This window comes from Azospirillum sp. TSH58, from assembly GCF_003119115.1.
Taxonomy (GTDB): Bacteria; Pseudomonadota; Alphaproteobacteria; order Azospirillales; family Azospirillaceae; genus Azospirillum.
Window position 1 is genome coordinate 1,991,619 of record NZ_CP022364.1, and the last position, 19,446, is coordinate 2,011,064.

Sequence of the window (19,446 nt, forward strand, 5' to 3'; positions counted from 1 at the left end):
GCCATGCCCGTCAGCGTGAAGATCTGCGGCCTCACTGAGCCCCTGTCGCTGCACGCCGCGGTATCCGGCGGGGCGCGCTATGTCGGCTTCGTCTTCTACCCGCCGAGCCCGCGCTCCATCGCGCCGTCCATGGCGGCGGAGCTGGCGCGGCTGGTCCCCACCGGCGTGCGCACGGTCGGGCTGTTCGTCGATCCGGAGAACGACTTCCTGGAGCATGTGGTCAGCCAGGTCCCCTTCGACCTGATCCAGCTCCACGGCAAGGAGACGCCGCGCCGCATCGCCGAGGTGAAGGCCGCCTTCAACATCCCGGTGATGAAGGCGATCAAGGTCGGTGGGCCGGAGGATCTGGCCGCCGCGCTGGAGGCGGCCGAGGTCGCCGACCGGCTGCTGTTCGACGCCAAGCCGCCGGCCAAGGTGTCGGCGCTGCCGGGCGGCAACGGCATCGCCTTCGACTGGACGCTACTCGCCGGGCGGAGCTGGCCGAAGCCCTGGATGCTGTCCGGCGGGCTGAAGCCGGAGAACGCGGCGGAGGCCGTGCGGACGACCGGCGCCACGGCGCTCGACGTGTCGTCGGGCGTGGAGGACCGCCCCGGTCACAAGGACCCGGAACTGATCCGCCGCTTCCTCGACAGCGTGGCCGGGCTGTGACGTGTCGCCGCAGCGAGGCATTTGAATAAAATTTGATGGTACCGCTGGGCTTTCCCTTTTGGCGGACGGGCACAACTTAATCGCACGACCGGGTTGCGGACGGGCGTTATGACTTCGTGCGATACTGTTGGCATCCGCCAGCCGCGACCGGTGGATGTGTCCGAAGGGAAGCCGTGCAAGCCCGATGACCAGCTCGTCCGACACACGCTCGCCATCCGACAGCCTCGGCCTCGTGCTCGACGAGCATTTGCGATGGATCGGGCAGTGGCACCGCGCCGTCTTCTTCCGCGGCGGGCAGGGGGGTGAGCGGGTGTCGGCCCCGGCCTCCTTCGCGGCGTGGTGCGTGGCGGTCAACGCCGACGATCTGGCCCACCAGCCCGCCGTGGAGAAGCTGGTCACCCTGCACGAGCAGATGCACCGCAAGGCCAAGCTGCTTCTCCTGAAGGCGGCCGGCGGCGAGAGTCCCAGCGAGGCCGACTATGAGGGGGTGATCGCCCGCTTCGAGGAGTTCGTCCTGCATCTGCGCCGGGTCGAACGGGCCTTCGGCGCGGCGGCGAGCGGGCTGGACCCGCTGACCGGCCTGCGCACCCGCCGCGGCATGCAGGAGGCGCTGGAGCGCGAGCACAACCGCTTCCGCCGGAACGGCCCGGCTTTCTGCGTCGCCATCTGCGACATCGACCGCTTCAAGGGCATCAACGACACCTACGGTCACGACATCGGCGACCGCGTCCTGGCCGCCACCGCCGCCGCCATCAGCCGGGGCATCCGCAGCTTCGACGAGGCCTTCCGCATGGGCGGGGAGGAGTTTCTGATCTGCCTGAAGGAAACCGGCCTCGCCGAGGGGTTCCGGGTCATCGAGCGGCTGCGCGGCGAACTGGCGCGGACCCCGGTGGCGCTGCCGGACGGGCGGCGGATCGCGGTCACCGCCTCCTTCGGACTGGTCGAGGCCGGGGAGGGGCTCCCGGTGGAGGACATGGTGGTCTGCGCCGACCGCGCCCTCTATCAGGCGAAGAACAGCGGGCGCAACCGCGTGGTCCGCTATGGGCTGGATCAACCCGTGGACGCCGCGCCGACCCGTCGGTAATTCCTTTCCGGTCCGGGATGGGTGATTTGCGGGCGCATCCGGCGGCATCGCTTAAGGGCGGCTTGGCCGAAGCGGGTCCGCCGGGTTAGGATCGGGGCCTAGACAGGCCGCGGCACGAGATCCATGCGCACCAATTCCGAATTTCCCAATCTGTTCGTCCTCGACCACCCGCTGATCCAGCACAAGCTGACGCTGATGCGGGCCAAGGAACGCTCCACCGGCGGCTTCCGCACCCTGCTGCGCGAAATCTCGCTGCTGATGGGCTATGAGATCACCCGCGACCTGCCCTTGACGACCGAGCGGATCGACACGCCGCTCCAGCCCATGGACGCGCCGGTCATCGCCGGCAAGAAGCTGGCCATCGTGCCGGTGCTGCGCGCCGGGCTCGGCATGGCCCAGGGCCTGCACGAGCTGGTGCCGTCGGCGCGCGAGGGGCACATCGGCCTCTACCGCGACCACGACACCAAGATGCCGCACGAGTATCTGGTGAAGCTGCCCGAGGCGGAGGGCCGCCTGTTCATCGTCGTCGATCCGATGCTGGCGACCGGCAACTCCGCCGTCCACGCCTGCGACGTGCTGAACCGCCACGGCGTGGACGACGAGAACATCCGCTTCATGGCGCTGGTCGCGGCGCCCGAGGGCATGCGCGTCTTCGCCGCCGCCCACCCGCGGGTGAAGGTCTTCACCGCCTCGCTCGACAGCCATCTGGACGAGAACGCCTACATCGTCCCCGGCCTGGGCGACGCGGGCGACCGCATGTTCGGCACCAAGTAACCGCAACGGCAGCCGCATCCCTGTCATACCGCCGGGGGAAGGGGATGCGGCATGTTGTCATTGCGAGTTATTCGCACAGTGTGACACCATAGGGGTCCCGTTCGACACATCCCTATGGGCGCAACCTGCCTTGACGACGGACACCTTTCAAACCCCCGGCCCGGCCCCGGGCGGCCCGGTTCAGGCCGCCGGCTTCCACTCCTCCCTGTGGCATCGCGTCGGTTTCAGCGGTTGGACGCTGGCGACGCTGGTGATCGCGGCGCTGGTCGCCCTGCCGGTTCTGGCGGTGATCAGCCGCGTCTTCGTGCCGACGGACGGGGTGTGGCAGCATCTGGTCGACACGGTGCTGGCGGAGTATCTGCTGAACACCGTCCGCCTCGTTTTCGGGGTGGGGGTGGGCACGCTGGTCATCGGGGTGGGCACCGCCTGGCTGGTCACCATGTGCCGTTTCCCCGGCAGCCGGATGCTGGAATGGGCGCTGCTGCTGCCGATGGCGGTGCCGGCCTACGTCATGGCCTACGTCTACACCGACCTGCTCCAGTTCGTCGGCCCGGTGCAGACCGCGCTGCGCGAGGTTTTCCACTGGTCGCGGCGGGACTACTGGTTTCCCGACATCCGTACGCTCGAAGGCGCCGCGCTGATGATGACGCTGGTGCTCTACCCGTACGTCTATCTGCTGTCGCGCGCCGCCTTCCTGGAGCAGTCCGTCTGCGTGCTGGAGGTCAGCCGCACGCTCGGCCGCGGGCCGTGGCGCAGCTTCTTCACGGTGGCGCTGCCGCTGGCCCGCCCCAGCATCGTCGCCGGCCTGGCGCTGGTGCTGATGGAGGTGCTGGCCGATTTCGGCACGGTGCAGTATTTCGCGGTGAACACCTTCGTCACCGGCATCTACCGGACGTGGTTCGCCATGGGGCAGCCGGTGGCGGCGGCGCAGCTGGCCGCGGTGCTGATGATGTTCGTCCTGGTGCTGGTGCTGATGGAGCGCTGGTCGCGCCGTCAGGCCCGCTACCACCACACCACCACCCGCTACCGCCGCCTGCCGAAGCATGAGCTGAAGGGCTGGCGCGCCGCCGCCGCCATGACGGCCTGCGGCCTGCCGCTGCTGCTCGGCTTCCTGCTGCCCGCCGGGCTGCTGGTCCGCATGGCGGTCACCGCCGGGGATCAGGCCTTCGGCCCGGTGTTCCTGACGCTGGCCCGCAACAGCTTCACGCTGGCGGCGCTGGCAGCGGTGCTGGCGGTGTCGCTGGCGCTGGTCCTGGCCTACGGGCAGCGGCTGCGCCCGACGCCGCTGCTGAAGGGCGCTGTGCGCGTCGCCGCCATGGGCTACGCCATTCCCGGCTCGGTGATCGCGGTGGGCGTGCTGATTCCTTTCGCCCATCTCGACAACGCCGTCGACGCCTTCATGCGCCAGACCTTCGGGGTGTCCACCGGCCTGCTGCTGAGCGGTACCATCGCGGCGGTGCTGTTCGCCTATCTGGTGCGCTTCCTGGCGGTGTCCTTCAACACGATCGAGGCCAGCCTGGGCAAGATCCGCCCGACGATGGACTTCGCCTCGCGCGTGCTCGGCCACACGGCGGGGCGGACGCTGATCCGGGTGCACGCGCCGATCATGTGGGGCAGCCTGCTGACCGCCGGCCTGCTGGTCTTCGTCGATGTGATGAAGGAGTTGCCGGCGACGATGATCGTCCGGCCCTTCAACTTCGACACGCTGGCCGTGCGCGTCTACACGCTGGCCTCCGACGAGCGGCTGACCGAGGCCGCCACCGGGGCGCTGGCCATCGTCGCGGTGGGCATCGTGCCGGTGATCCTGCTCAGCCTGTCGATCAGCCGCTCCCGCCCCGGCCAGACGGACGAGTGAGGCTGTTGCCCCCGCCGCAACAGTGTTGAGCGGCGCTGGGGCTTTATCCGGCGGTCCGGAAAGAATACCTCTCTCTCAGCACACTGCTTGAGGAGAGCGTCCGATGACCGCCGAAACCGTCCGTCCCGTCCTGACCGCCGTCGAAGGCATGGAGGCGTCCGACGGGGCCGGCGTGCGCATGACCCGCATGGTCGGCACGCCGCGCCTGCGCATGCTCGACCCCTTCCTGATGCTGGACTATTTCGGGTCCGACACGCCGCAGGACTATCTGGCCGGTTTCCCCGACCATCCGCACCGCGGTTTCGAGACGGTCACCTACATGCTGGCCGGGCGCATGCGCCACTGGGACAACCACGGCCATGAGGGCGTGATCGAGACCGGCGGCGTGCAGTGGATGACCGCGGGGCGCGGCGTGATCCATTCCGAGATGCCGGAGCAGACCGAAGGGTTGATGAAGGGCTTCCAGCTCTGGATCAACCTGCCGGCGCGGCTGAAGATGTCGGAGCCCGCCTATCAGGAGTTCGCCGCCGACCGCATTCCAGTCGAGACGCGTGAGGGCGGGACGACGGTGACGGTGATCGCCGGGACCACCGGCAACGGCACCGCCGGCCCGGTGCGCAGCGGCCCGACCGAGGCCCGCTATTTCGACGTCACCCTGCCGGCGGGTGCTGCCTTCTCCGAGCCGGTGCCCGCCGGTCACGCGGCGGCGCTGGTGGTCTTCGAGGGGTCGGTGGTGGCACCCGGCAGTTCCGTCCGGCTGGGCGGCCCGCGGGTGCTGGTGCTGGGCGAGGGCGATCGGGCGGAGATCACCGCCGGCCCGTCCGGCGCGCGCTTCCTGCTGCTCTCCGGGCGGCCCATCGGCGAGCCGGTGGCCTGGGGCGGCCCCTTCGTCATGAACAGCCGCGAGGAGGTGATGCAGGCCTACCGCGACTACGAAGAGGGCAAGTTCTAAAGCGAATTTTCATTCGCTTTAGACTCACATGGCCTCATTTGCCGGCCGGGCTTCGGCCGCATGTGCGGCCGGGTCCGCCGTCGCGGTCCAAAGCGGATTGCAATCCGCTTTAAATTTTACAAACGAAAAGGGCGCGTCTCCACCGCTGGGACGCGCCCCTTCGTTACGCCGGACGGTGGCTTACTTCCAGCCGGCGCGATCCATGATCTTCAGAGCCTCGGCGTTGTTCTTGCCGTAGACGGCGGCGTTCAGCGGGTCTTCCTTGAACTTGCCCCAGGTGACCAGCACCGGCGCGGTCTCGGCCCCGGCGACGATCGGGTACTCGTAGTTCTTTTCCGTGAACATCCTCTGGGCCTCGGGGCTGACCAGATACTCCAGGAACTGGACGGCCTGCTCCTTGTTCGGCGCGTTCTTCATCACGCCGGCGCCGGAGACGTTCACATGGGTGCCGCGGTCGTTCTGGTTGGGGAAGATCACGCCCAGCTTGTCCGCGATGGCCTTGTCCTCCGGCTTGGTGGAGGAGGCGATGCGGGCGAAGTAGTAGGTGTTGGTCACGGCCACGTCGCCTTCGTTGGCGGCCACGCCCTTGATCTGGTCGGTGTCGCCGCCCTGCGGCTTGCGCGCCATGTTGGCGACGACGCCCTTGGCCCATTCCTCCGTCGCCTTCTCGCCATGGGCGGCGAGCAGCGAGCCGACGAGCGACTGGTTGTAGACGCTGGTCGAGGAGCGGACGAGGACGCGGTCCTTCCACTTCGGATCGGCCAGCTCCTCGTAGGTCTTGATCTCGTCCGGCTTCACCGAGGCCTTGTTGTAGACCAGGATGCGGGCGCGCTTGGAGATGCCGAACCAATGGCCTTCCGGCTCGCGCAGGTGGGCCGGGATGGCCTCCTCCATGACCTTGGAGCGGGTCGGCTGGAGCAGGCCGGCCTCCTGGGCGCGCCACAGGCGGCCGGCGTCGACGGTGATGAACACGTCGGCGGGGCTGTTGCCGCCTTCGGTCTTCATCCGCTCGATCAGCTCCTCTTCCTTGCCCTCGATGACGTTGATCTTGATGCCGGTCTTCTTGGTGAAGGCGTCGTAGAGGTCCTTGTCCACATCGTAATGGCGCGCGGAGTAGATGTTCACCTCAGCGGCGCTGGCGAGGCCGGTCATGGCCAGCAGCGTCGCGGCGAAGGTGGCGGCAAACACGCCGCGCGATCCGATGTGCATCCTCATGACTCCCGAATTCTTGTCGGTTCACGCCCGCAATTGCGAGGCGTTCTCATGCGCCGACTTGAGCATTCAGGGGGCAGGGTGTCAAGCGTGAATGATAACCGTTCTCAATATTCAAAAAGGATGCGGAGCGGGACGATCATCCGGGACTAAGACGCCAACCAAAGGTGTAAAGGCTTGTTCGTCTTTGGGGTATGCCTATAATCCGTTCGCGGTGCCCGCCGTCGGGCGGGATCACGAGCGGCCGATCGGGACGACAGATGGGGAGCGTCAGGATGCGTTGGACAGGTCTCTTCGCTTTTGGTGCGGCGCTGCTGTCCGCGCTGGCCGTTACGCCGGCCTCCGCCGTCGATTTCTCCAAATCCGCCGCCGAGTACGGCCCGGAGGGCGCCTGGACCAGCCGCTGCGAGATCGACCGCATGACCGACACCAAGGTCTGCCGGCTGATGAACTACCGGCTGTTCGACGACGGCAAGGAAGTCGGCTTCGTGGCGCTGAGCGTCATCCCGACCGGCAACGATTACCACCTGTTCCTGACGACCAGCCAGGGCATGATCGACAACTGCGCCATCCGCGTCGACCGCCAGCCGCGCATTGAGACGCAGATCGCCACGCTGAACATGTGCATGTTCCCGAACTTCGTGTCGGGCCGCGTGGTCGACCAGTTCCGCAACGGCTCCACGGTGCTGGTCCGCGTGAACTTCCTGCGCGCCGGCAAGCGCGACATCGACTTCCCGCTGAACGGCTTCTCGCGCAACTTCGAAGAGATGCAGCGCAGCCTGCAGTGACCGGACGAACCGGACGGCATCAGTGAAAACGGCGCGGAGTGATCCGCGCCGTTGTCGTTTTCGGGCTTCCTGTCGGCCTCACCGCCAGCCGGTGCGGCCCCGGCGGTCGTCCTCGTCGAACAGCTCGGCCAGCTTGTTCATCATGGTGCCGCCCAGCTGCTCGGCGTCCACGATGGTGACGGCGCGGCGGTAGTAGCGGGTCACGTCGTGGCCGATGCCGATGGCCACCAGCTCCACCGGCGAGCGGGTCTCGATGTACTCGATCACCTGCCGCAGGTGCCGCTCCAGATAGTTGCCGGCGTTGACCGACAGGGTCGAATCGTCCACCGGCGCGCCGTCGGAGATGACCATCAGGATCCGCCGCTGCTCGGGCCGCCCGATCAGGCGGTTGTGCGCCCACATCAGCGCCTCGCCGTCGATGTTCTCCTTCAGGATGCCTTCGCGCAGCATCAGGCCGAGATTCTTGCGGGCGCGGCGCCAGGGCTGGTCGGCGTCCTTGTAGATGATGTGGCGCAGGTCGTTCAGGCGGCCCGGGTTGGCGGGCTTGCCGGAGGCGATCCAATGCTCGCGCGCCTGTCCGCCCTTCCAGGCGCGGGTGGTGAAGCCCAGCACCTCCACCTTCACCGCGCAGCGCTCCAGCGTGCGGGCCAGGATGTCGGCGCTCATCGCGGCGATGGAGATCGGCCGCCCGCGCATCGAGCCGGAGTTGTCGATCAGCAGCGACACCACCGTGTCGCGGAAGTCCATCTCCTTCTCCTTCTTGAAGGAGAGGGGAAGGACCGGGTTCACGACGATGCGGGCGAGACGGGCGGCGTCGAGGATGCCGTCGTCGAGATCGAACTCCCAGGACCGCTGCTGCTTGGCCAGGAGGCGGCGCTGCAGGCGGTTGGCGAGCTTGGAGATCACCCCCTGGAGATGGACGAGCTGCTGGTCCAGCATGTGGCGCAGCCGGGTCAGCTCCTCCGGGTCGCACAGCTCGGCGGCGTCGACCACCTCGTCGAAGCGGGTTGTGAAGGGCTTGTAGGCGTTGGGGTCGGGCTCGTTGCGGCCGCGCGCCTCCGGGCGCCAGGGCTGGCCGGGGCCGGCGGGCTCCTCCGCCCCTTCGCCCTGGCCCATCTCGGTGTCGCCCTCCTCGCCGGTGCCCTCCTCGGCCTGCTCGCCCTGGTCGGACTCCTGGGTCTCCTGCGAGGTCATCGATTCGGCTTGGCTCTGGGTGTCGTCCTCACCCTGGGTCTGGCCCTTGTTCGGCTCGTTCTCGTTCTCGCCGGAGTCGCGCTCGTCCTCCTCCGGCTCCTGCGGCTCGTCGGGGTCGTTGCCGACCTCCATGTCCAGCTCGGTCAGCAGCTTGCGCACGGCGCGGGCGTAGGCGTCCTGATCGGCCATGTGGCCGGCGAGCCCGTGCAGGTCCTTGCCCAGCCGCTCCTCGATCCAGCCGCGCCACAGGCTGACCGCGTGCTCGGCGGCGGGGGGCGGGGCGGCTCCGGTCATCGCCTCGCGGGCGATCAGGCGCAGCACCTCGGGCAGGGGGACCTGCTCGCGCTCCTCCAGCCGCTCGAAGCCCTGCTTGTGGTAGCGCTCGTCCAGCGCCGCCTCCAGGTTGGCGGCGACGCCGGGCATGTGGCTGGCGCCCAGCGCCTCGCAGCGGGCCTGCTCCAGCGCGTCGTAGGCGGCGCGGGCGCTGTCGCCCAGCGGCATGCGCTGGAGATGGATGGCGTTGTCGTGGAAGCGCAGCCGCAGCGACACGGCGTCCGCGGCGCCGCGCAGCGTGGCGACGTCGTGCGGGTTCAGGTCGCGCGCCGGGGTGGGGATGCGCACGCGCAGGCCGGCGACGCCGGGCGGCTCGGTGGAGAAGCCCACCTGCACGTCGGCCCGGCGGGAGAGGGCCCGCACCGCGGCGGCGGTGGAGCGCTTGAAGGCCTCGACGGGGTTTTCACGGTCGGTCATGGCGGGCTGTCTTGAGTCTGCGTCCGGCGGTCGTCGGACAAGATTGACACGGATTTCACGGACGAAGCACGGATTTCACGGATGTTCCCCCGTTACGGCAGGACACGGGCGAAGGTCAGGCTGGAACAGCCGAAATTGAACAACAGGCCGACCGGCAATCCGCTGGCGCGAAGATAATTGATGACCTGCCGTTTGTGCGGCTGCGCCAGCGCATCGGCGACCTTCAGCTCGACGATGACGCGGCGCGCCACCACGATGTCGGCGAAGTAGGTGCCGACGTTCGAGCCTTTGTAGCCGATCTGGAATGGAACCTCCTGTTCCGCATCCAGGCCGCGCTCGCGAAGTTCACAGAGAAGGGCCTTCTTGTAGACGGCCTCGACGAACCCTTGGCCGAGCGTGTTGAAGACCTCGAAGGCGGCTCCAATGATGTGCTCGGTCAAGGCGTCCAGGTCGCGGTCGAGAGTGACCCTCATCCGTGAAATCCGTGCTCAGATCCGTGAAATCCGTGTTGTCCTGTTGCCGGGGAGGCTGCGGGTCCGGGGGACGGGGCGCCCCCGTCACACCAGGTTCGCCTGCACCCCCGTCTCCGGCAGTTCGGTGCCGAAGCAACGCTGGTAGTATTCGGCGACGGTCGGCCGCTCCACCTCGTCGCACTTGTTCAGGAAGGTGATCCGGAACGCGAAGGCGATGTCGTTGAAGATGTTGGCGTTCTGCGCCCAGGTGATGACCGTGCGCGGGCTCATCACGGTGGAGATGTCGCCGTTGATGAAGCCGGCGCGGGTCAGGTCGGCCAGGCGCACCATTGACGCCACGGTCTTGCGGCCGGCCTCGCTGTCGTACTCCGGCACCTTCGAGGCGACGATCTTCACCTCGGCGTCCACCGGCAGGTAGTTCAGCGTCGCCACGATGTTCCAGCGGTCCATCTGGCCCTGGTTGATCTGCTGCGTGCCGTGGTAGAGGCCGGTGGTGTCGCCCAGGCCGACGGTGTTCGCGGTGGCGAACAGGCGGAAGGCCGGGTGCGGGCGGATGACGCGGTTCTGGTCGAGCAGGGTCAGCTTGCCTTCCACCTCCAGCACGCGCTGGATCACGAACATCACGTCGGGACGGCCCGCGTCATACTCGTCGAAGACCAGCGCGCAGGCGTGCTGCAGCGCCCAGGGCAGGATGCCTTCGCGGTATTCCGTCACCTGCACGCCGTCGCGCAGGACGATGGCGTCCTTGCCCATCAGGTCGATGCGGCTGATGTGGCTGTCCAGGTTGATGCGGATGCAGGGCCAGTTCAGGCGCGCGGCCACCTGTTCGATGTGGGTGGACTTGCCGGTCCCGTGATAGCCCTGGACCATGACGCGACGGTTGTAGGCGAAGCCAGCCAGGATCGCGAGCGTCGTGTCGCGATCGAAGCGGTAGGCTTCGTCGATGTCCGGCACATGCTCCGTGCGCTGGCTGAAGGCCGGCACCTGCATGTCGCTGTCGATGCCGAACACTTGACGCACCGACAGGGTGATGTCGGGAACGTGATCGAACAGGGCCGAGCTGGCCTGGGTGGCTCCTTGAGAAGGCATGGGAGGTTCTTATCGTTCCAACGTGTCTGTTGTCGGGGCCGCCCGGCCATTCTGGTCCGGCCAACCGTCGGGGTTACGCACCATAGCAGGCTTTCAGCGTGTTGTAGGCCTGATTGATCTCCTTCAACTTTTCTTCGGCCGCCTTGTCCCCGCCGTTGGCGTCGGGATGATGGATTTTCACAAGCTCGCGGTAGCGCGCCTTGATGCGCGGGAAATCCACCGGCGGGGCGAGGTCGAGGACGAGCAGAGCCTCCTCCTCCACGTTGCGGGCGGCCTGGCGGCGCTGCTTGCCCTCCTCGGACTGGTCCTTGCCGGCCTCGCGCCCGAACTCGAAGCTGAAGCCGTGCATCGCGCGGTCGCGCAGGAACTTCTCCTGCACCCCCCAGAAGCCGAGCGGCCAGCTCGGCCGCTGCCACGTGGTGTCGCGGCGGACCTCAGCCTCGATCTGCTCGGGCTTCATGCCGGCGTAATAGTCCCAGGCGCGGTTGTATTCGCGCACATGGTCCAGGCAGAACCAGTAGTAGTCGTTGAGCTGCCGGCGGCTCTTCGGCGCCCGGTACTCGCCCTCGCCGGCACAGCCCGGATGATCGCAGGCGCGCACGGCGGTGCGCGGCTGGTCGTAGCGGCTGAAGTCGTAGCGGGTGCGTGGCTTGCTCATGTGCGAAGTATGGGAAGAGGCATCCTTTCTGGCAAGCGCACGCAAGGGGGCGGTGCCGAACTGCGGAAAATGGCCGGTCTGCGGCATTGGCGGCTTGACGGGAGCGGTGCCGCGCCGTCACCTCAACCCCAAATCCGACCCAGCCCAAACCCCCAGCCCACATCCAGTGAGGACCCCCATGGAATACGCCACCCGCATGCGCCGGAAGCTGACCGACGCGCTGGCCCCCGAGCGGCTCGACATCCAGGACGACTCCGGCCGGCACGCCGGCCATGGCGGCGCCCATCCGGAAGGCGAGACGCATTTCCACGTCACCATCGTCTCCGCCGCCTTCGCCGGAAAGTCGCGCGTGGAGCGCCAGCGGCTGGTCTATGGTCTGCTGGCCCAAGAAATGGCGGAGCGTGTTCACGCTCTCGGCCTGACCACACTGACCCCCGAAGAGGCTCGCTGACAGCAACGCCGACAAGAACGCCCGGCCGCCGCCCGTGCAGCAAGGGAAAAGTGCCACCTGCAAATGCATACATATGCATGCAACTACTAGAGGTTCTTTTCCGTCTTCAAACATAATTGGAGTGCTGCCGTGGTTGCAATTCTCGCTGTATTTAGTAGAGTGCAGCGCATGCAACCAATCAATGCGCCGTGGGCGATGCACTTTTCGCGCGTCGTCCGGCGGGTTCGTGGAGAGGGCGGCGTATGGCGAAGCGCGGGCCGAAGAAGCGGTTAACAGTCAATCCGAACGCGTGTGTGGAACCGCTGAAGAGCATGAACATCATGATTGCCGGGCGCCGCACGAGCATGCGTCTGGAGCCGACCATGTGGGACGCTCTGGAGGACATCGCCCGCCGCGAGGGTCTGACGGTCAACGGCCTCTGCACTCTGATCAAGGACCGGCTGGACGAGCAGATCCGGCGGCGCGGCCCGGGCGCGGACAACGCGGAGGTCACCCTGACCTCGGCGGTCCGCGTCTTCATCGCGGCCTATTTCCGCCGGGCCTGCACCGAGGACGGCCATGTCAAGGCCGGGCATGGCGGCGGCGATCCCTTCGTCGGCACGCCCTTCGATCTGCCGCCGCTGGACGAGCTGGACCGGTCGGACAGCGCGGCCGGAACCACGGCGTCCGCGCTGCCGCCAACGGCGAAGCCGGTCGGACCCAGCGAGAATTTGCGGTCCGCGCTGGACGCGTGATGGCCTGACGGTTCCGATTCGGGAAAAGAAAGGGGCGCGTCCAGCGGGCGCGCCCTTTGTCATGAAAGCGGGCTTGGCCTTGTCCCGGGCGGATCGTCCCGGGTGTTGCGTCCGCCGCCTCAGTCCGCGGCGTCGCGCGGCCGGTCGCCGGTGTAGTGGTCGGGCCAGTTCTTCCGCACGACCTCGCCGTTGCTGTCGAAGATGTGGCAGGTGTTCAGCAGCACCGGGCGCTTGGTGCGCAGCATGTCCTCCTTGCTGCCCTCGCCGCCGCCGGCCGCCCGGGCCTTCTCGGCCTGCTCGCGCGCCAGGATGGGATAGATGGTCTGGAAGGCGGTGGTGGCGATCGGCCCGAGAAGCTCCACCAGATGCGTGCAGCCCTGGATGCCGCCCAGCCGCTCCTTCACCGCGCGCGTCCAGCCCGGCCCGATCTTCAGCCCGACCAGCCGCTGGAAATTGGGGGTGACGGAACCGCAGGTGCGGTAGGGGCTCTTCTCCGTCACCGCCTCGACCGCATGGACGGTCAGGTCGTTGTCCACCGTCAGGCGCATCCACATGCCGTGCACCGGGTCGCCGGGCAGGATCTGGCCGCGCTGCTCGGTGTGGAAGGCGTAGCTCTTCACGTCGGTCAGATGGCCTTCCACATCCCACAGCCCATCGGTCCGCCGATAGCCCCGGCAGGTGACTTCCCGGGTGTGGATCGGTTCGCGTGCGGCGGGCTCGGACAGCGGCATGGGACTCTCTGACGTTCGGCCTAGTTCGGACGGCCGGGTTGTTGGGGCGTATCCTGGAATATCGGTGGGGCCAGCGTTCAGGTCAAGCCGGCTCCACCGCATTGCAGCATTACGCGTCCCGTGGTTACGGAGGAGCGCTGGCGGAGTAGTTCGACCCGAAGATGAAGGCCTCGCGGTCGCGGATCTCATCCTCCAGATGGGCGCGGACCACCGCGAACAGGTCGCGGATGGAGACGATGCCCATCACCGCGCCGTCCGACTCGCCATCCGCGGTGACCGGCAGGTGGCGGTAGTGGTGGCGCTCCATCAGGTCCAGCGCCTCGTAGGCATGGGCGTCCGGCCCCAGCGTGTCGGGGGAGGCGGTCATGACCTCGGCCAGCCGGGTGGTCGCGGGATCACGGCCGGCGGCGACGACGCGGGCCGCGAGGTCGCGCTCGGTGAAAATGCCTTTGAGGGACCGGCCCCCCTTCGGCCGGTCCTGCGTGACCAGAAGGGCGGCGACGCGGCGTTCCGCCATCAGCAAGGCGGCGTCCTGGACGCTGGCGTCCGGGGGCAGGCAGACGAGTTGCTGGTCCTTGATGACGTCGGGGATGAGCTTGCGGTTCGGCATGTCCATTCTCCCTCTCTTGGGGCAGCGCTCCGCCGCATCTTGGACGCGAATCGGAACTGTCGTGAACTCTGACAGTTTGCTGCCCCAACGGTCAAGGGATTGTGGTGCACCGCATCAGCGGGCGACGGCATCCTCCAGTAGCGCCCGGACCACCGCCGGATCGACGTCGCGCCGGGTGAAAGCGTCGCCCAGCGCGCGCACCAGAACGAAGGCGATGCGCCCGTCCTTGACCTTCTTGTCCTTGGCCATGGACAGGATCAGCCCGTCGACGTCCCACTCCACGCCGGGTATGTCGGTGGGGCGGACCGGCAGGCCGACGCGGGCCAGATGGGCGCGCGCCTTCTCGGCGTCCGCCGCCGGGCACAGCCCCAGCCGCACCGACAGGTCGAAGGCCAGCACCATGCCAATCGACACCGCCTCGCCGTGCAGCAGGCGGGAGCCGAAGCCGGTCGCCGCCTCCAGCGCGTGGCCGAAGGTGTGGCCGAGATTCAGCAGGGCGCGGTCGCCGCTCTCCCGCTCGTCCGCGCCGACGATGGCGGCCTTGGCCCGGCAGCTCTCCGTGACGGCGTGGCGGCGGGCGTCGCTGTCGCCAGCGACCACCCGCTCGCCGTTCTCCTCCAGCCAGGCGAAGAAGCCGGGCAGGCGGATCAGCCCGTACTTCACCACCTCGGCGTAGCCGGCCAGCACCTCGCGCCGCGGCAGGGTGTCCAGCGTGGCGGTGTCGGCGATGACCAGCCGCGGCTGGTGGAAGGCGCCGATCAGGTTCTTGCCGTGCGGGCTGTTGATGCCGGTCTTGCCGCCGACCGAGCTGTCCACCTGGCTCAGCAGCGTGGTCGGCACCTGGATGAAGTCGATGCCGCGCAGCGCCGAGGCGGCGGCGAAGCCGGTGATGTCGCCGATCACCCCGCCGCCCAGCGCCAGCAGGACCGCCGACCGCTCGATCCCGCGCGCCAGGATGGCGTCCATCAGCCGTTCGAAATGGGCGAAGTCCTTGGTCTTCTCGCCCGCCGGCAGGACGATGGCCTGGGTCGGCTCGACGCCGGCCTCGCGCAGCGTGCGCTCCAGCGTCGGCAGGTGCCGCGGGGCGACGTTCTCGTCGGTGACGACGATGGGGGCCTTGCCGTTGGTGATCGCGGCGATGCGCGGCCCCGCGCCGTCGAGCACCCGGTCGCCGACCAGGATGTCGTAGCTGCGCGGGCCGAGGTCGAGGCGGACGGTGTCGGTGACGGTGTTGGTCATGGCGGGATCAGGGCTTGTCGTGGTGGTGGTGCGCCGGATGGCGGTGATGATGGTGATGCGAGGCGTGGGGCAGGGTGATGCCGAAATGCGCCTCCAGCGCCTCGATCACCTGCTCCACGGTCGCCTCCGGCGGACGCTCGTCGCTGATCACCGTCAGGTCGGCTTCCGCATAGACGGGGTAGCGGGCGGTCATCAGCCGGCTCAGGATCTCCTTCGGGTCGCCGGCGTTCAGCAGCGGGCGGTGGGTGCGCCGCGCCGTGCGGGCCAGCAGCACGTCCAGTTCGGCGCGCAGCCAGACCGACAGGCCGTGGGCGCGGATGGCCGCGCGCGTCTCCGGGTCCATGAAGGCGCCGCCGCCGGTCGCCAGGATGTGCACCGGCTGCTCGGTCAGCAGCCGGGTGATGATCCGCCGCTCCACCGAGCGGAACACCGCCTCGCCGTCGCGGGCGAAGATTTCCGCGATGGAGCAGCCCGCCGCCGTCTCGATCTCGGTGTCGGCGTCGGTGAAGGGCAGGTGCAGCCGCGCGGCCAGCCGCCGTCCGATCGCGCTCTTCCCGGCGCCCATCAGCCCGACCAGCACCACCGTCCTCGGAAGGGTCTTCGACGGGTCCGGCGGCTGTCCCTGCGGTGGTAGGCGGGCGGTCATGGTGCTGTGGACTTTCCTGATGCTGTTCCGGCCTGATGCGGTTCCGGAGGGCGGGTGTTCGATTCGGTCGCAGGGGCCTCCGCATGTTGCACAGCGGCGCCCCCGTGGCTAAAGTGGTACGTCCAGCGTTCATCGGCCATCGGGCCAGCGGTGCGGACGGTGTGCGATGATTAGCATGAAAGCGCACCCTTGTCCCAAGCCGCACGGACGCAGACCGTGATACAGCGCCGCCGTTCCTTCCACAGAAACACGACTCCGAACGCCATGAGCCGGGTTATTTCCGTTCTTTTCGTCCTGTTCCTCTTCGTCATCGGGGGTGGCATGGCCTTCCTTGCCTCCTGGGACATGCCGGCCCCGTCCAAGACGGTGGAGAAGGTCATTCCGGATGAGCGGTTCCCCCGCTGACGCCGGGGACGCCGACGGGCGCCGCCGCCGGTTCGCCGCTCCGCCACGGGGCGGCAGGGCCGGCGCCGGCGCCGTTTCCATGTTTGCCGCCGCTTCTCTCGGCTTGGCCCCGCTGGCGCTGGTCCTGTCCGGCGCCCTGATGGGAGCGGCAACGCCGGCGCTGGCCCAATCCCACGTCCAGGCCGTGCCCTCCGGGCCGCCGATCCGCCTGTTTCCGCCGCCGGAAAGGATGGCCGTTCCCGACGCCGAACCCGCGGCCGGCCGGGTGCTGGACGACCCGCTGGCGTCGCCGGGACCGTCCGTCGCCCCGCTGTCCCTGACGCCGCCCGTCCACACGCCGTCCTTCGACGTGGTGCCCATCGTGGCGCCGCCCTCGGCCATCGCGGTGGAGACGCTGGGGCCGCTCGACCCCGACGGCGCCGGCCCTCTGGCGGGAGCCGCCGGGCTGGGCGGCGACCCCTGGCGCGGCATCCCGCGCGCCGAGGTGCTGGCGCTGCTGCCGGAACTGCCGACCCTCACCCCGTCGCCCGCCGTGAAGGAGTTGCAGCGCCGTCTGCTGCTCAGCCGCGGCTCGCCCGCCGCCGCTCCGGGCGAGCCCGAACCGGCGCGCCGCTTCGGCGCGCTGCGGGTGGAGAAACTGGCGGTCATGGGCGATCCGCGCGGGGCCGCCGACCTCGCCGCTCTGCTGCCCGAGGCGATGACGGCCGACGAGGCCGCCGCCCGCGCCCTGACCGACGCCGAACTGCTCGCCGGCCCGCTGGACTGCGCCGCCGCGACGGAGCGCGCCAAGCCCTTCTCCGGCCCCTATTGGCAACGGGTGGAATTGTTCTGCCGCCTGCGCGCCGGGCGGATCGGCGGGGGGGTGCCGCTGGAGTCCGGGAGCGGCCCGGCGGGCGACGACCTCGCCTTCGACATGCTGCGCGAGCAGCCGGGCGGCGATCCCGATTTCCTGCGGGTGGCCGAGGCGATGGCCGGCGGCGCGGCGCCGCGGCTGCGCAGCCTGAAGGACCCCAGCCCGCTGACCCTGGCCGCCCTGCGGACGCTCCAGGCCCAGTTGCCGCCGGACGTGCTGTCGCTGACCGACCCGGCGCGGCTTGCCGCGGTGGCCGCCAACACCGGCACCGACCCGGCGACCCGCGTGACCGCGGCGGAGCGCGCCGCCGCCGCCCTGTTCCTCGATTCCCGGCGGCTGGGGGAGGCGTACCGCGCCGCCCCGGCCAAGGGCGACGAGCTTCTGCGGCTGAAGGACGCCGCGGCGCGCGACCGCACGGCACGCACCCGCGCGCTGGTCCAGCAGGCCATGCTCGCCGCCATGGCCGGCGGCCGGCGGGTGGAGCTGGCCGGGCTGGCGCTGGAGCTTCTCGACCCGCCGATGCTGGCCGGGCCGGTGGGTGCGGTGGTGGCCGACATGCTCGACACCCTGTCGCCGACTCCCGACGCCGCCGCCCTGGCCCCCGCGGCCGCCCGGCTCTGCTTCGCGCTGGGGCGGGCCGACAAGGGCAAGCGCTGGTACGACCTCGCCCTGCGCAGCCGCCCCACGGCGGAGGTGGCGCGGCTGTGGCCGCTCGCCGTCATCGCGCTGGGCGGTGGGGCGCTCGGTCCGCCGCCGGGCGGCGGGGCGCTGGGCCTCGCCGGCTGGCTGGACGAATCGCTGCGCGGCGCCGATCCGGAGGCCCGCGCCCGCGTCGCCGGGCAGATGGCCCTGCTCCAGGCGATGGGCGTCGCCATTCCGGAGGAAGCGTGGCGCCGGACCACCGACCCCGAAGAGACCGCCCCGGCCCCTGCCGATGCCCGTCCGCCCACCGCCGATCCCGCCCTGTGGCAGCGGCTGGCCGAGGCCTCCGCCGACCGGCGGGTGGGTGAGACGGCGCTGGCCGCGCTGCTGCTGCTCGGCGACGCCGGGCCGGTGGGCACGCCGCCCGCGGTGGTGGCGCGGGTGGTCGGAGCCCTGCGCGCCGTGGGCCTGGACGGCGATGCCCGCGCCATCGCCCGTGAAGCCGCCGCGGCCCTGGCCGGATGACTCCCATGCCCAAGACCCCCCTGCCGAAAGCCCAGCCGAAGCGGCGCGGGCGCCCCTGCAAACCGCGCCCGATCGCGGCCTCGCCCCACGTCGACGCCTTCCTGGACATGCTGACGGCGGAGCGCGGCGCCGCGCTCAACACCCGCATGGCCTACGAGCGCGACCTCGCCGACCTCGCCCTCTGGCTGGCCCAGCGCGGGCAGCCGCTGGACAAGGCGGGGACGGAGGATCTGCGTGCCTACCTCGCCTTCCAATATGTCGAGGGCGGGCAGAAGCCGGCGCCGCGCACGCTGGCCCGCCGCCTGTCGGCGATGCGCCAGTTCTACCGCTTCCTGGTCTCCGAAGGGCGGCGGGCGGACGATCCCGCCTCGGCGCTCGACAGCCCGAAGCAGGGCCGCCCGCTGCCCAAGATCCTGACGGTGGAGGAGGTCACCCGCATGATCGACTCCGCCCAGACCCGCGGCGGGCCGGAAGGCCTGCGGCTGGTCGCGCTGCTGGAGGTGCTCTATGCCACCGGCCTGCGCGTGTCGGAGCTGGTCGGCCTGCCGATGGCGGCCATCCTGCGCGATGGGCGCGGGCTGATCGTGCGCGGCAAGGGCGGGAAGGAGCGCATGGTGCCGCTGTCCGAACCGGCCTCCGCCGCTCTGGCCGCCTATCTGCCCTGGCGGAGCCACTTCATCCTGGCCGGGCGGGAGAACTGGCCGATCGCCTTCCTCTTCCCGTCGCGCAGCTCCACCAACGGCCATCTGACGCGCCAGCGCTTCGCCCAGCTTCTGAAGGAACTGGCCATCGAGTCGAACATCGACCCGGAGAAGGTCAGCCCCCACGTCCTTCGCCACGCCTTCGCAACGCATCTGCTCGACCGTGGGGCGGACCTGCGCTCGGTCCAGAAGATGCTGGGCCACGCCGACATCGCCACCACCCAGATCTACACCCACGTGGTGTCGGAGCGGCTGAAGCAGGTGGTGCACGAGCATCACCCGCTGGCCCGGCGAAAAACCGTTCGTACGCAATAGCGTTGCGCGCAGAAGGGGTGCGTCTTTCGAAAGATACCAATCCGGCTATGGCGGCTTCTCCCGCTGTGGTATAGCCCTTGTCCCAATGGGGTTGGCCGGCGACCGTGCCGGACCGCC

20 protein-coding genes are annotated in these 19,446 nt (G+C 69.4%); 11 read left to right on the forward strand and 9 right to left on the reverse strand.

All coding sequences use genetic code 11. The features are described 5' to 3' along the window. Positions 1-3: 3 nt before the first annotated feature. From TSH58p_RS12905 to TSH58p_RS12925, 5 genes are all read left to right on the forward strand, one after another. Positions 4-648, forward strand: coding sequence for a phosphoribosylanthranilate isomerase (locus tag TSH58p_RS12905; RefSeq protein ID WP_109070693.1), 645 nt, complete (start codon positions 4-6; stop codon positions 646-648). A 184-nt stretch (positions 649-832) separates the two neighbouring features. Beyond that, positions 833-1,732, forward strand: a complete 900-nt coding sequence (locus TSH58p_RS12910; RefSeq protein ID WP_109070694.1) for a diguanylate cyclase — start codon at positions 833-835, stop codon at positions 1,730-1,732. A 123-nt stretch (positions 1,733-1,855) separates the two neighbouring features. Next, positions 1,856-2,506: a uracil phosphoribosyltransferase gene (gene upp / locus TSH58p_RS12915; RefSeq protein ID WP_109070695.1), complete on the forward strand. Its 651-nt coding sequence runs from the start codon at positions 1,856-1,858 to the stop codon at positions 2,504-2,506. Positions 2,507-2,636: 130 nt separating this feature from the next. Beyond that, complete coding sequence (locus tag TSH58p_RS12920) at positions 2,637-4,361, forward strand: iron ABC transporter permease (protein ID WP_109070696.1); 1,725 nt, start codon at positions 2,637-2,639, stop codon at positions 4,359-4,361. A 103-nt stretch (positions 4,362-4,464) separates the two neighbouring features. Next, positions 4,465-5,313, forward strand: a complete 849-nt coding sequence (locus tag TSH58p_RS12925; RefSeq protein WP_109070697.1) for a pirin family protein — start codon at positions 4,465-4,467, stop codon at positions 5,311-5,313. A gap of 180 nt (positions 5,314-5,493) precedes the next feature. Here the strand turns inward: TSH58p_RS12925 and TSH58p_RS12930 are convergent, their stop codons facing one another. Continuing rightward, positions 5,494-6,522: a Fe(3+) ABC transporter substrate-binding protein gene (locus tag TSH58p_RS12930; protein WP_109070698.1), complete on the reverse strand. Its 1,029-nt coding sequence runs from the start codon at positions 6,520-6,522 to the stop codon at positions 5,494-5,496. 278 nt (positions 6,523-6,800) lie between these two features. Here TSH58p_RS12930 and TSH58p_RS12935 point away from each other — a divergent pair, with 278 nt between their 5' ends. After that, on the forward strand, positions 6,801-7,313 hold the full coding sequence (locus TSH58p_RS12935) for an invasion associated locus B family protein (RefSeq protein WP_014239253.1): 513 nt from the start codon (positions 6,801-6,803) through the stop codon (positions 7,311-7,313). Positions 7,314-7,391: 78 nt separating this feature from the next. On the opposite strand, the gene cobT is transcribed toward TSH58p_RS12935, so the two are convergent. The 4 genes from cobT to TSH58p_RS12955 form a co-directional block, all read right to left on the reverse strand. Next, positions 7,392-9,257, reverse strand: coding sequence for a cobaltochelatase subunit CobT (gene cobT, locus TSH58p_RS12940; RefSeq protein WP_109070699.1), 1,866 nt, complete (start codon positions 9,255-9,257; stop codon positions 7,392-7,394). A gap of 92 nt (positions 9,258-9,349) precedes the next feature. After that, positions 9,350-9,730, reverse strand: a complete 381-nt coding sequence (locus TSH58p_RS12945; RefSeq protein WP_109070700.1) for a GxxExxY protein — start codon at positions 9,728-9,730, stop codon at positions 9,350-9,352. An 84-nt stretch (positions 9,731-9,814) separates the two neighbouring features. After that, positions 9,815-10,819: a cobaltochelatase subunit CobS gene (gene cobS, locus TSH58p_RS12950; protein ID WP_014239256.1), complete on the reverse strand. Its 1,005-nt coding sequence runs from the start codon at positions 10,817-10,819 to the stop codon at positions 9,815-9,817. Positions 10,820-10,892: 73 nt separating this feature from the next. After that, entirely contained in the window at positions 10,893-11,477 is a 585-nt protein-coding gene (locus TSH58p_RS12955) for a DnaJ domain-containing protein (RefSeq protein ID WP_109070701.1), read from the reverse strand. Positions 11,478-11,655: 178 nt separating this feature from the next. Between TSH58p_RS12955 and TSH58p_RS12960 the strand changes: the two genes are divergently transcribed. Both TSH58p_RS12960 and TSH58p_RS12965 read left to right on the forward strand, forming a co-directional pair. Next, on the forward strand, positions 11,656-11,928 hold the full coding sequence (locus TSH58p_RS12960) for a BolA family transcriptional regulator (RefSeq protein ID WP_014239259.1): 273 nt from the start codon (positions 11,656-11,658) through the stop codon (positions 11,926-11,928). A gap of 311 nt (positions 11,929-12,239) precedes the next feature. Next, positions 12,240-12,662 carry a ribbon-helix-helix domain-containing protein gene (locus TSH58p_RS12965; protein WP_247874097.1) on the forward strand — a complete coding sequence of 141 codons (423 nt, stop codon included), beginning with the start codon at positions 12,240-12,242 and terminating at the stop codon, positions 12,660-12,662. A gap of 119 nt (positions 12,663-12,781) precedes the next feature. Here the strand turns inward: TSH58p_RS12965 and TSH58p_RS12970 are convergent, their stop codons facing one another. From TSH58p_RS12970 to TSH58p_RS12985, 4 genes are all read right to left on the reverse strand, one after another. Further along, a complete protein-coding gene (locus TSH58p_RS12970; RefSeq protein WP_109070703.1) occupies positions 12,782-13,393 on the reverse strand; it encodes a DUF2889 domain-containing protein in 612 nt (203 codons plus the stop codon). Between the two features lie 124 nt (positions 13,394-13,517). Further along, positions 13,518-14,009, reverse strand: coding sequence for a cyclic nucleotide-binding/CBS domain-containing protein (locus TSH58p_RS12975; RefSeq protein WP_247895498.1), 492 nt, complete (start codon positions 14,007-14,009; stop codon positions 13,518-13,520). A 108-nt stretch (positions 14,010-14,117) separates the two neighbouring features. After that, positions 14,118-15,242 carry a 3-dehydroquinate synthase gene (aroB, locus tag TSH58p_RS12980; RefSeq protein ID WP_109070704.1) on the reverse strand — a complete coding sequence of 375 codons (1,125 nt, stop codon included), beginning with the start codon at positions 15,240-15,242 and terminating at the stop codon, positions 14,118-14,120. A 7-nt stretch (positions 15,243-15,249) separates the two neighbouring features. Further along, the gene (locus TSH58p_RS12985) at positions 15,250-15,888 is read right to left on the reverse strand and encodes a shikimate kinase (protein ID WP_109070705.1); all 639 of its coding nucleotides are present in this window, start codon (positions 15,886-15,888) and stop codon (positions 15,250-15,252) included. Between the two features lie 264 nt (positions 15,889-16,152). On the opposite strand from TSH58p_RS12985, the gene TSH58p_RS12990 reads away from it, so the two are divergent. From TSH58p_RS12990 to xerD, 3 genes are read left to right on the forward strand one after another with little or no spacing between them, the layout of a single operon-like run. Then, positions 16,153-16,293, forward strand: coding sequence for a hypothetical protein (locus TSH58p_RS12990; RefSeq protein WP_174452031.1), 141 nt, complete (start codon positions 16,153-16,155; stop codon positions 16,291-16,293). Continuing rightward, the gene (locus tag TSH58p_RS12995) at positions 16,274-18,313 is read left to right on the forward strand and encodes a hypothetical protein (protein WP_109070707.1); all 2,040 of its coding nucleotides are present in this window, start codon (positions 16,274-16,276) and stop codon (positions 18,311-18,313) included. The genes TSH58p_RS12990 and TSH58p_RS12995 overlap by 20 nt, the downstream gene beginning before the upstream one ends. Further along, positions 18,310-19,329 carry a site-specific tyrosine recombinase XerD gene (gene xerD, locus TSH58p_RS13000; protein ID WP_109070708.1) on the forward strand — a complete coding sequence of 340 codons (1,020 nt, stop codon included), beginning with the start codon at positions 18,310-18,312 and terminating at the stop codon, positions 19,327-19,329. Before TSH58p_RS12995 ends, xerD begins: the two co-directional genes overlap by 4 nt. The last annotated feature ends 117 nt before the right edge of the window (positions 19,330-19,446 follow it).

What these genes read in the sequence shown, in the direction of transcription:
- TSH58p_RS12905 (WP_109070693.1), top strand. Translation starts at nt 4, where the DNA reads ATGCCCGTCAGCGTGAAGATCTGCGGCCTCACTGAGCCCCTGTCGCTG.
- TSH58p_RS12910 (WP_109070694.1), top strand. Translation starts at nt 833, where the DNA reads ATGACCAGCTCGTCCGACACACGCTCGCCATCCGACAGCCTCGGCCTC.
- upp (WP_109070695.1), top strand. Translation starts at nt 1,856, where the DNA reads ATGCGCACCAATTCCGAATTTCCCAATCTGTTCGTCCTCGACCACCCG.
- TSH58p_RS12925 (WP_109070697.1), top strand. Translation starts at nt 4,465, where the DNA reads ATGACCGCCGAAACCGTCCGTCCCGTCCTGACCGCCGTCGAAGGCATG.
- TSH58p_RS12930 (WP_109070698.1), bottom strand. Translation starts at nt 6,522, where the DNA reads ATGCACATCGGATCGCGCGGCGTGTTTGCCGCCACCTTCGCCGCGACG.
- TSH58p_RS12935 (WP_014239253.1), top strand. Translation starts at nt 6,801, where the DNA reads ATGCGTTGGACAGGTCTCTTCGCTTTTGGTGCGGCGCTGCTGTCCGCG.
- cobT (WP_109070699.1), bottom strand. Translation starts at nt 9,257, where the DNA reads ATGACCGACCGTGAAAACCCCGTCGAGGCCTTCAAGCGCTCCACCGCC.
- TSH58p_RS12945 (WP_109070700.1), bottom strand. Translation starts at nt 9,730, where the DNA reads ATGAGGGTCACTCTCGACCGCGACCTGGACGCCTTGACCGAGCACATC.
- cobS (WP_014239256.1), bottom strand. Translation starts at nt 10,819, where the DNA reads ATGCCTTCTCAAGGAGCCACCCAGGCCAGCTCGGCCCTGTTCGATCAC.
- TSH58p_RS12955 (WP_109070701.1), bottom strand. Translation starts at nt 11,477, where the DNA reads ATGAGCAAGCCACGCACCCGCTACGACTTCAGCCGCTACGACCAGCCG.
- TSH58p_RS12960 (WP_014239259.1), top strand. Translation starts at nt 11,656, where the DNA reads ATGGAATACGCCACCCGCATGCGCCGGAAGCTGACCGACGCGCTGGCC.
- TSH58p_RS12965 (WP_247874097.1), top strand. Translation starts at nt 12,240, where the DNA reads ATGAACATCATGATTGCCGGGCGCCGCACGAGCATGCGTCTGGAGCCG.
- TSH58p_RS12970 (WP_109070703.1), bottom strand. Translation starts at nt 13,393, where the DNA reads ATGCCGCTGTCCGAGCCCGCCGCACGCGAACCGATCCACACCCGGGAA.
- TSH58p_RS12975 (WP_247895498.1), bottom strand. Translation starts at nt 14,009, where the DNA reads ATGGACATGCCGAACCGCAAGCTCATCCCCGACGTCATCAAGGACCAG.
- aroB (WP_109070704.1), bottom strand. Translation starts at nt 15,242, where the DNA reads ATGACCAACACCGTCACCGACACCGTCCGCCTCGACCTCGGCCCGCGC.
- TSH58p_RS12985 (WP_109070705.1), bottom strand. Translation starts at nt 15,888, where the DNA reads ATGACCGCCCGCCTACCACCGCAGGGACAGCCGCCGGACCCGTCGAAG.
- TSH58p_RS12990 (WP_174452031.1), top strand. Translation starts at nt 16,153, where the DNA reads ATGAGCCGGGTTATTTCCGTTCTTTTCGTCCTGTTCCTCTTCGTCATC.
- TSH58p_RS12995 (WP_109070707.1), top strand. Translation starts at nt 16,274, where the DNA reads ATGAGCGGTTCCCCCGCTGACGCCGGGGACGCCGACGGGCGCCGCCGC.
- xerD (WP_109070708.1), top strand. Translation starts at nt 18,310, where the DNA reads ATGACTCCCATGCCCAAGACCCCCCTGCCGAAAGCCCAGCCGAAGCGG.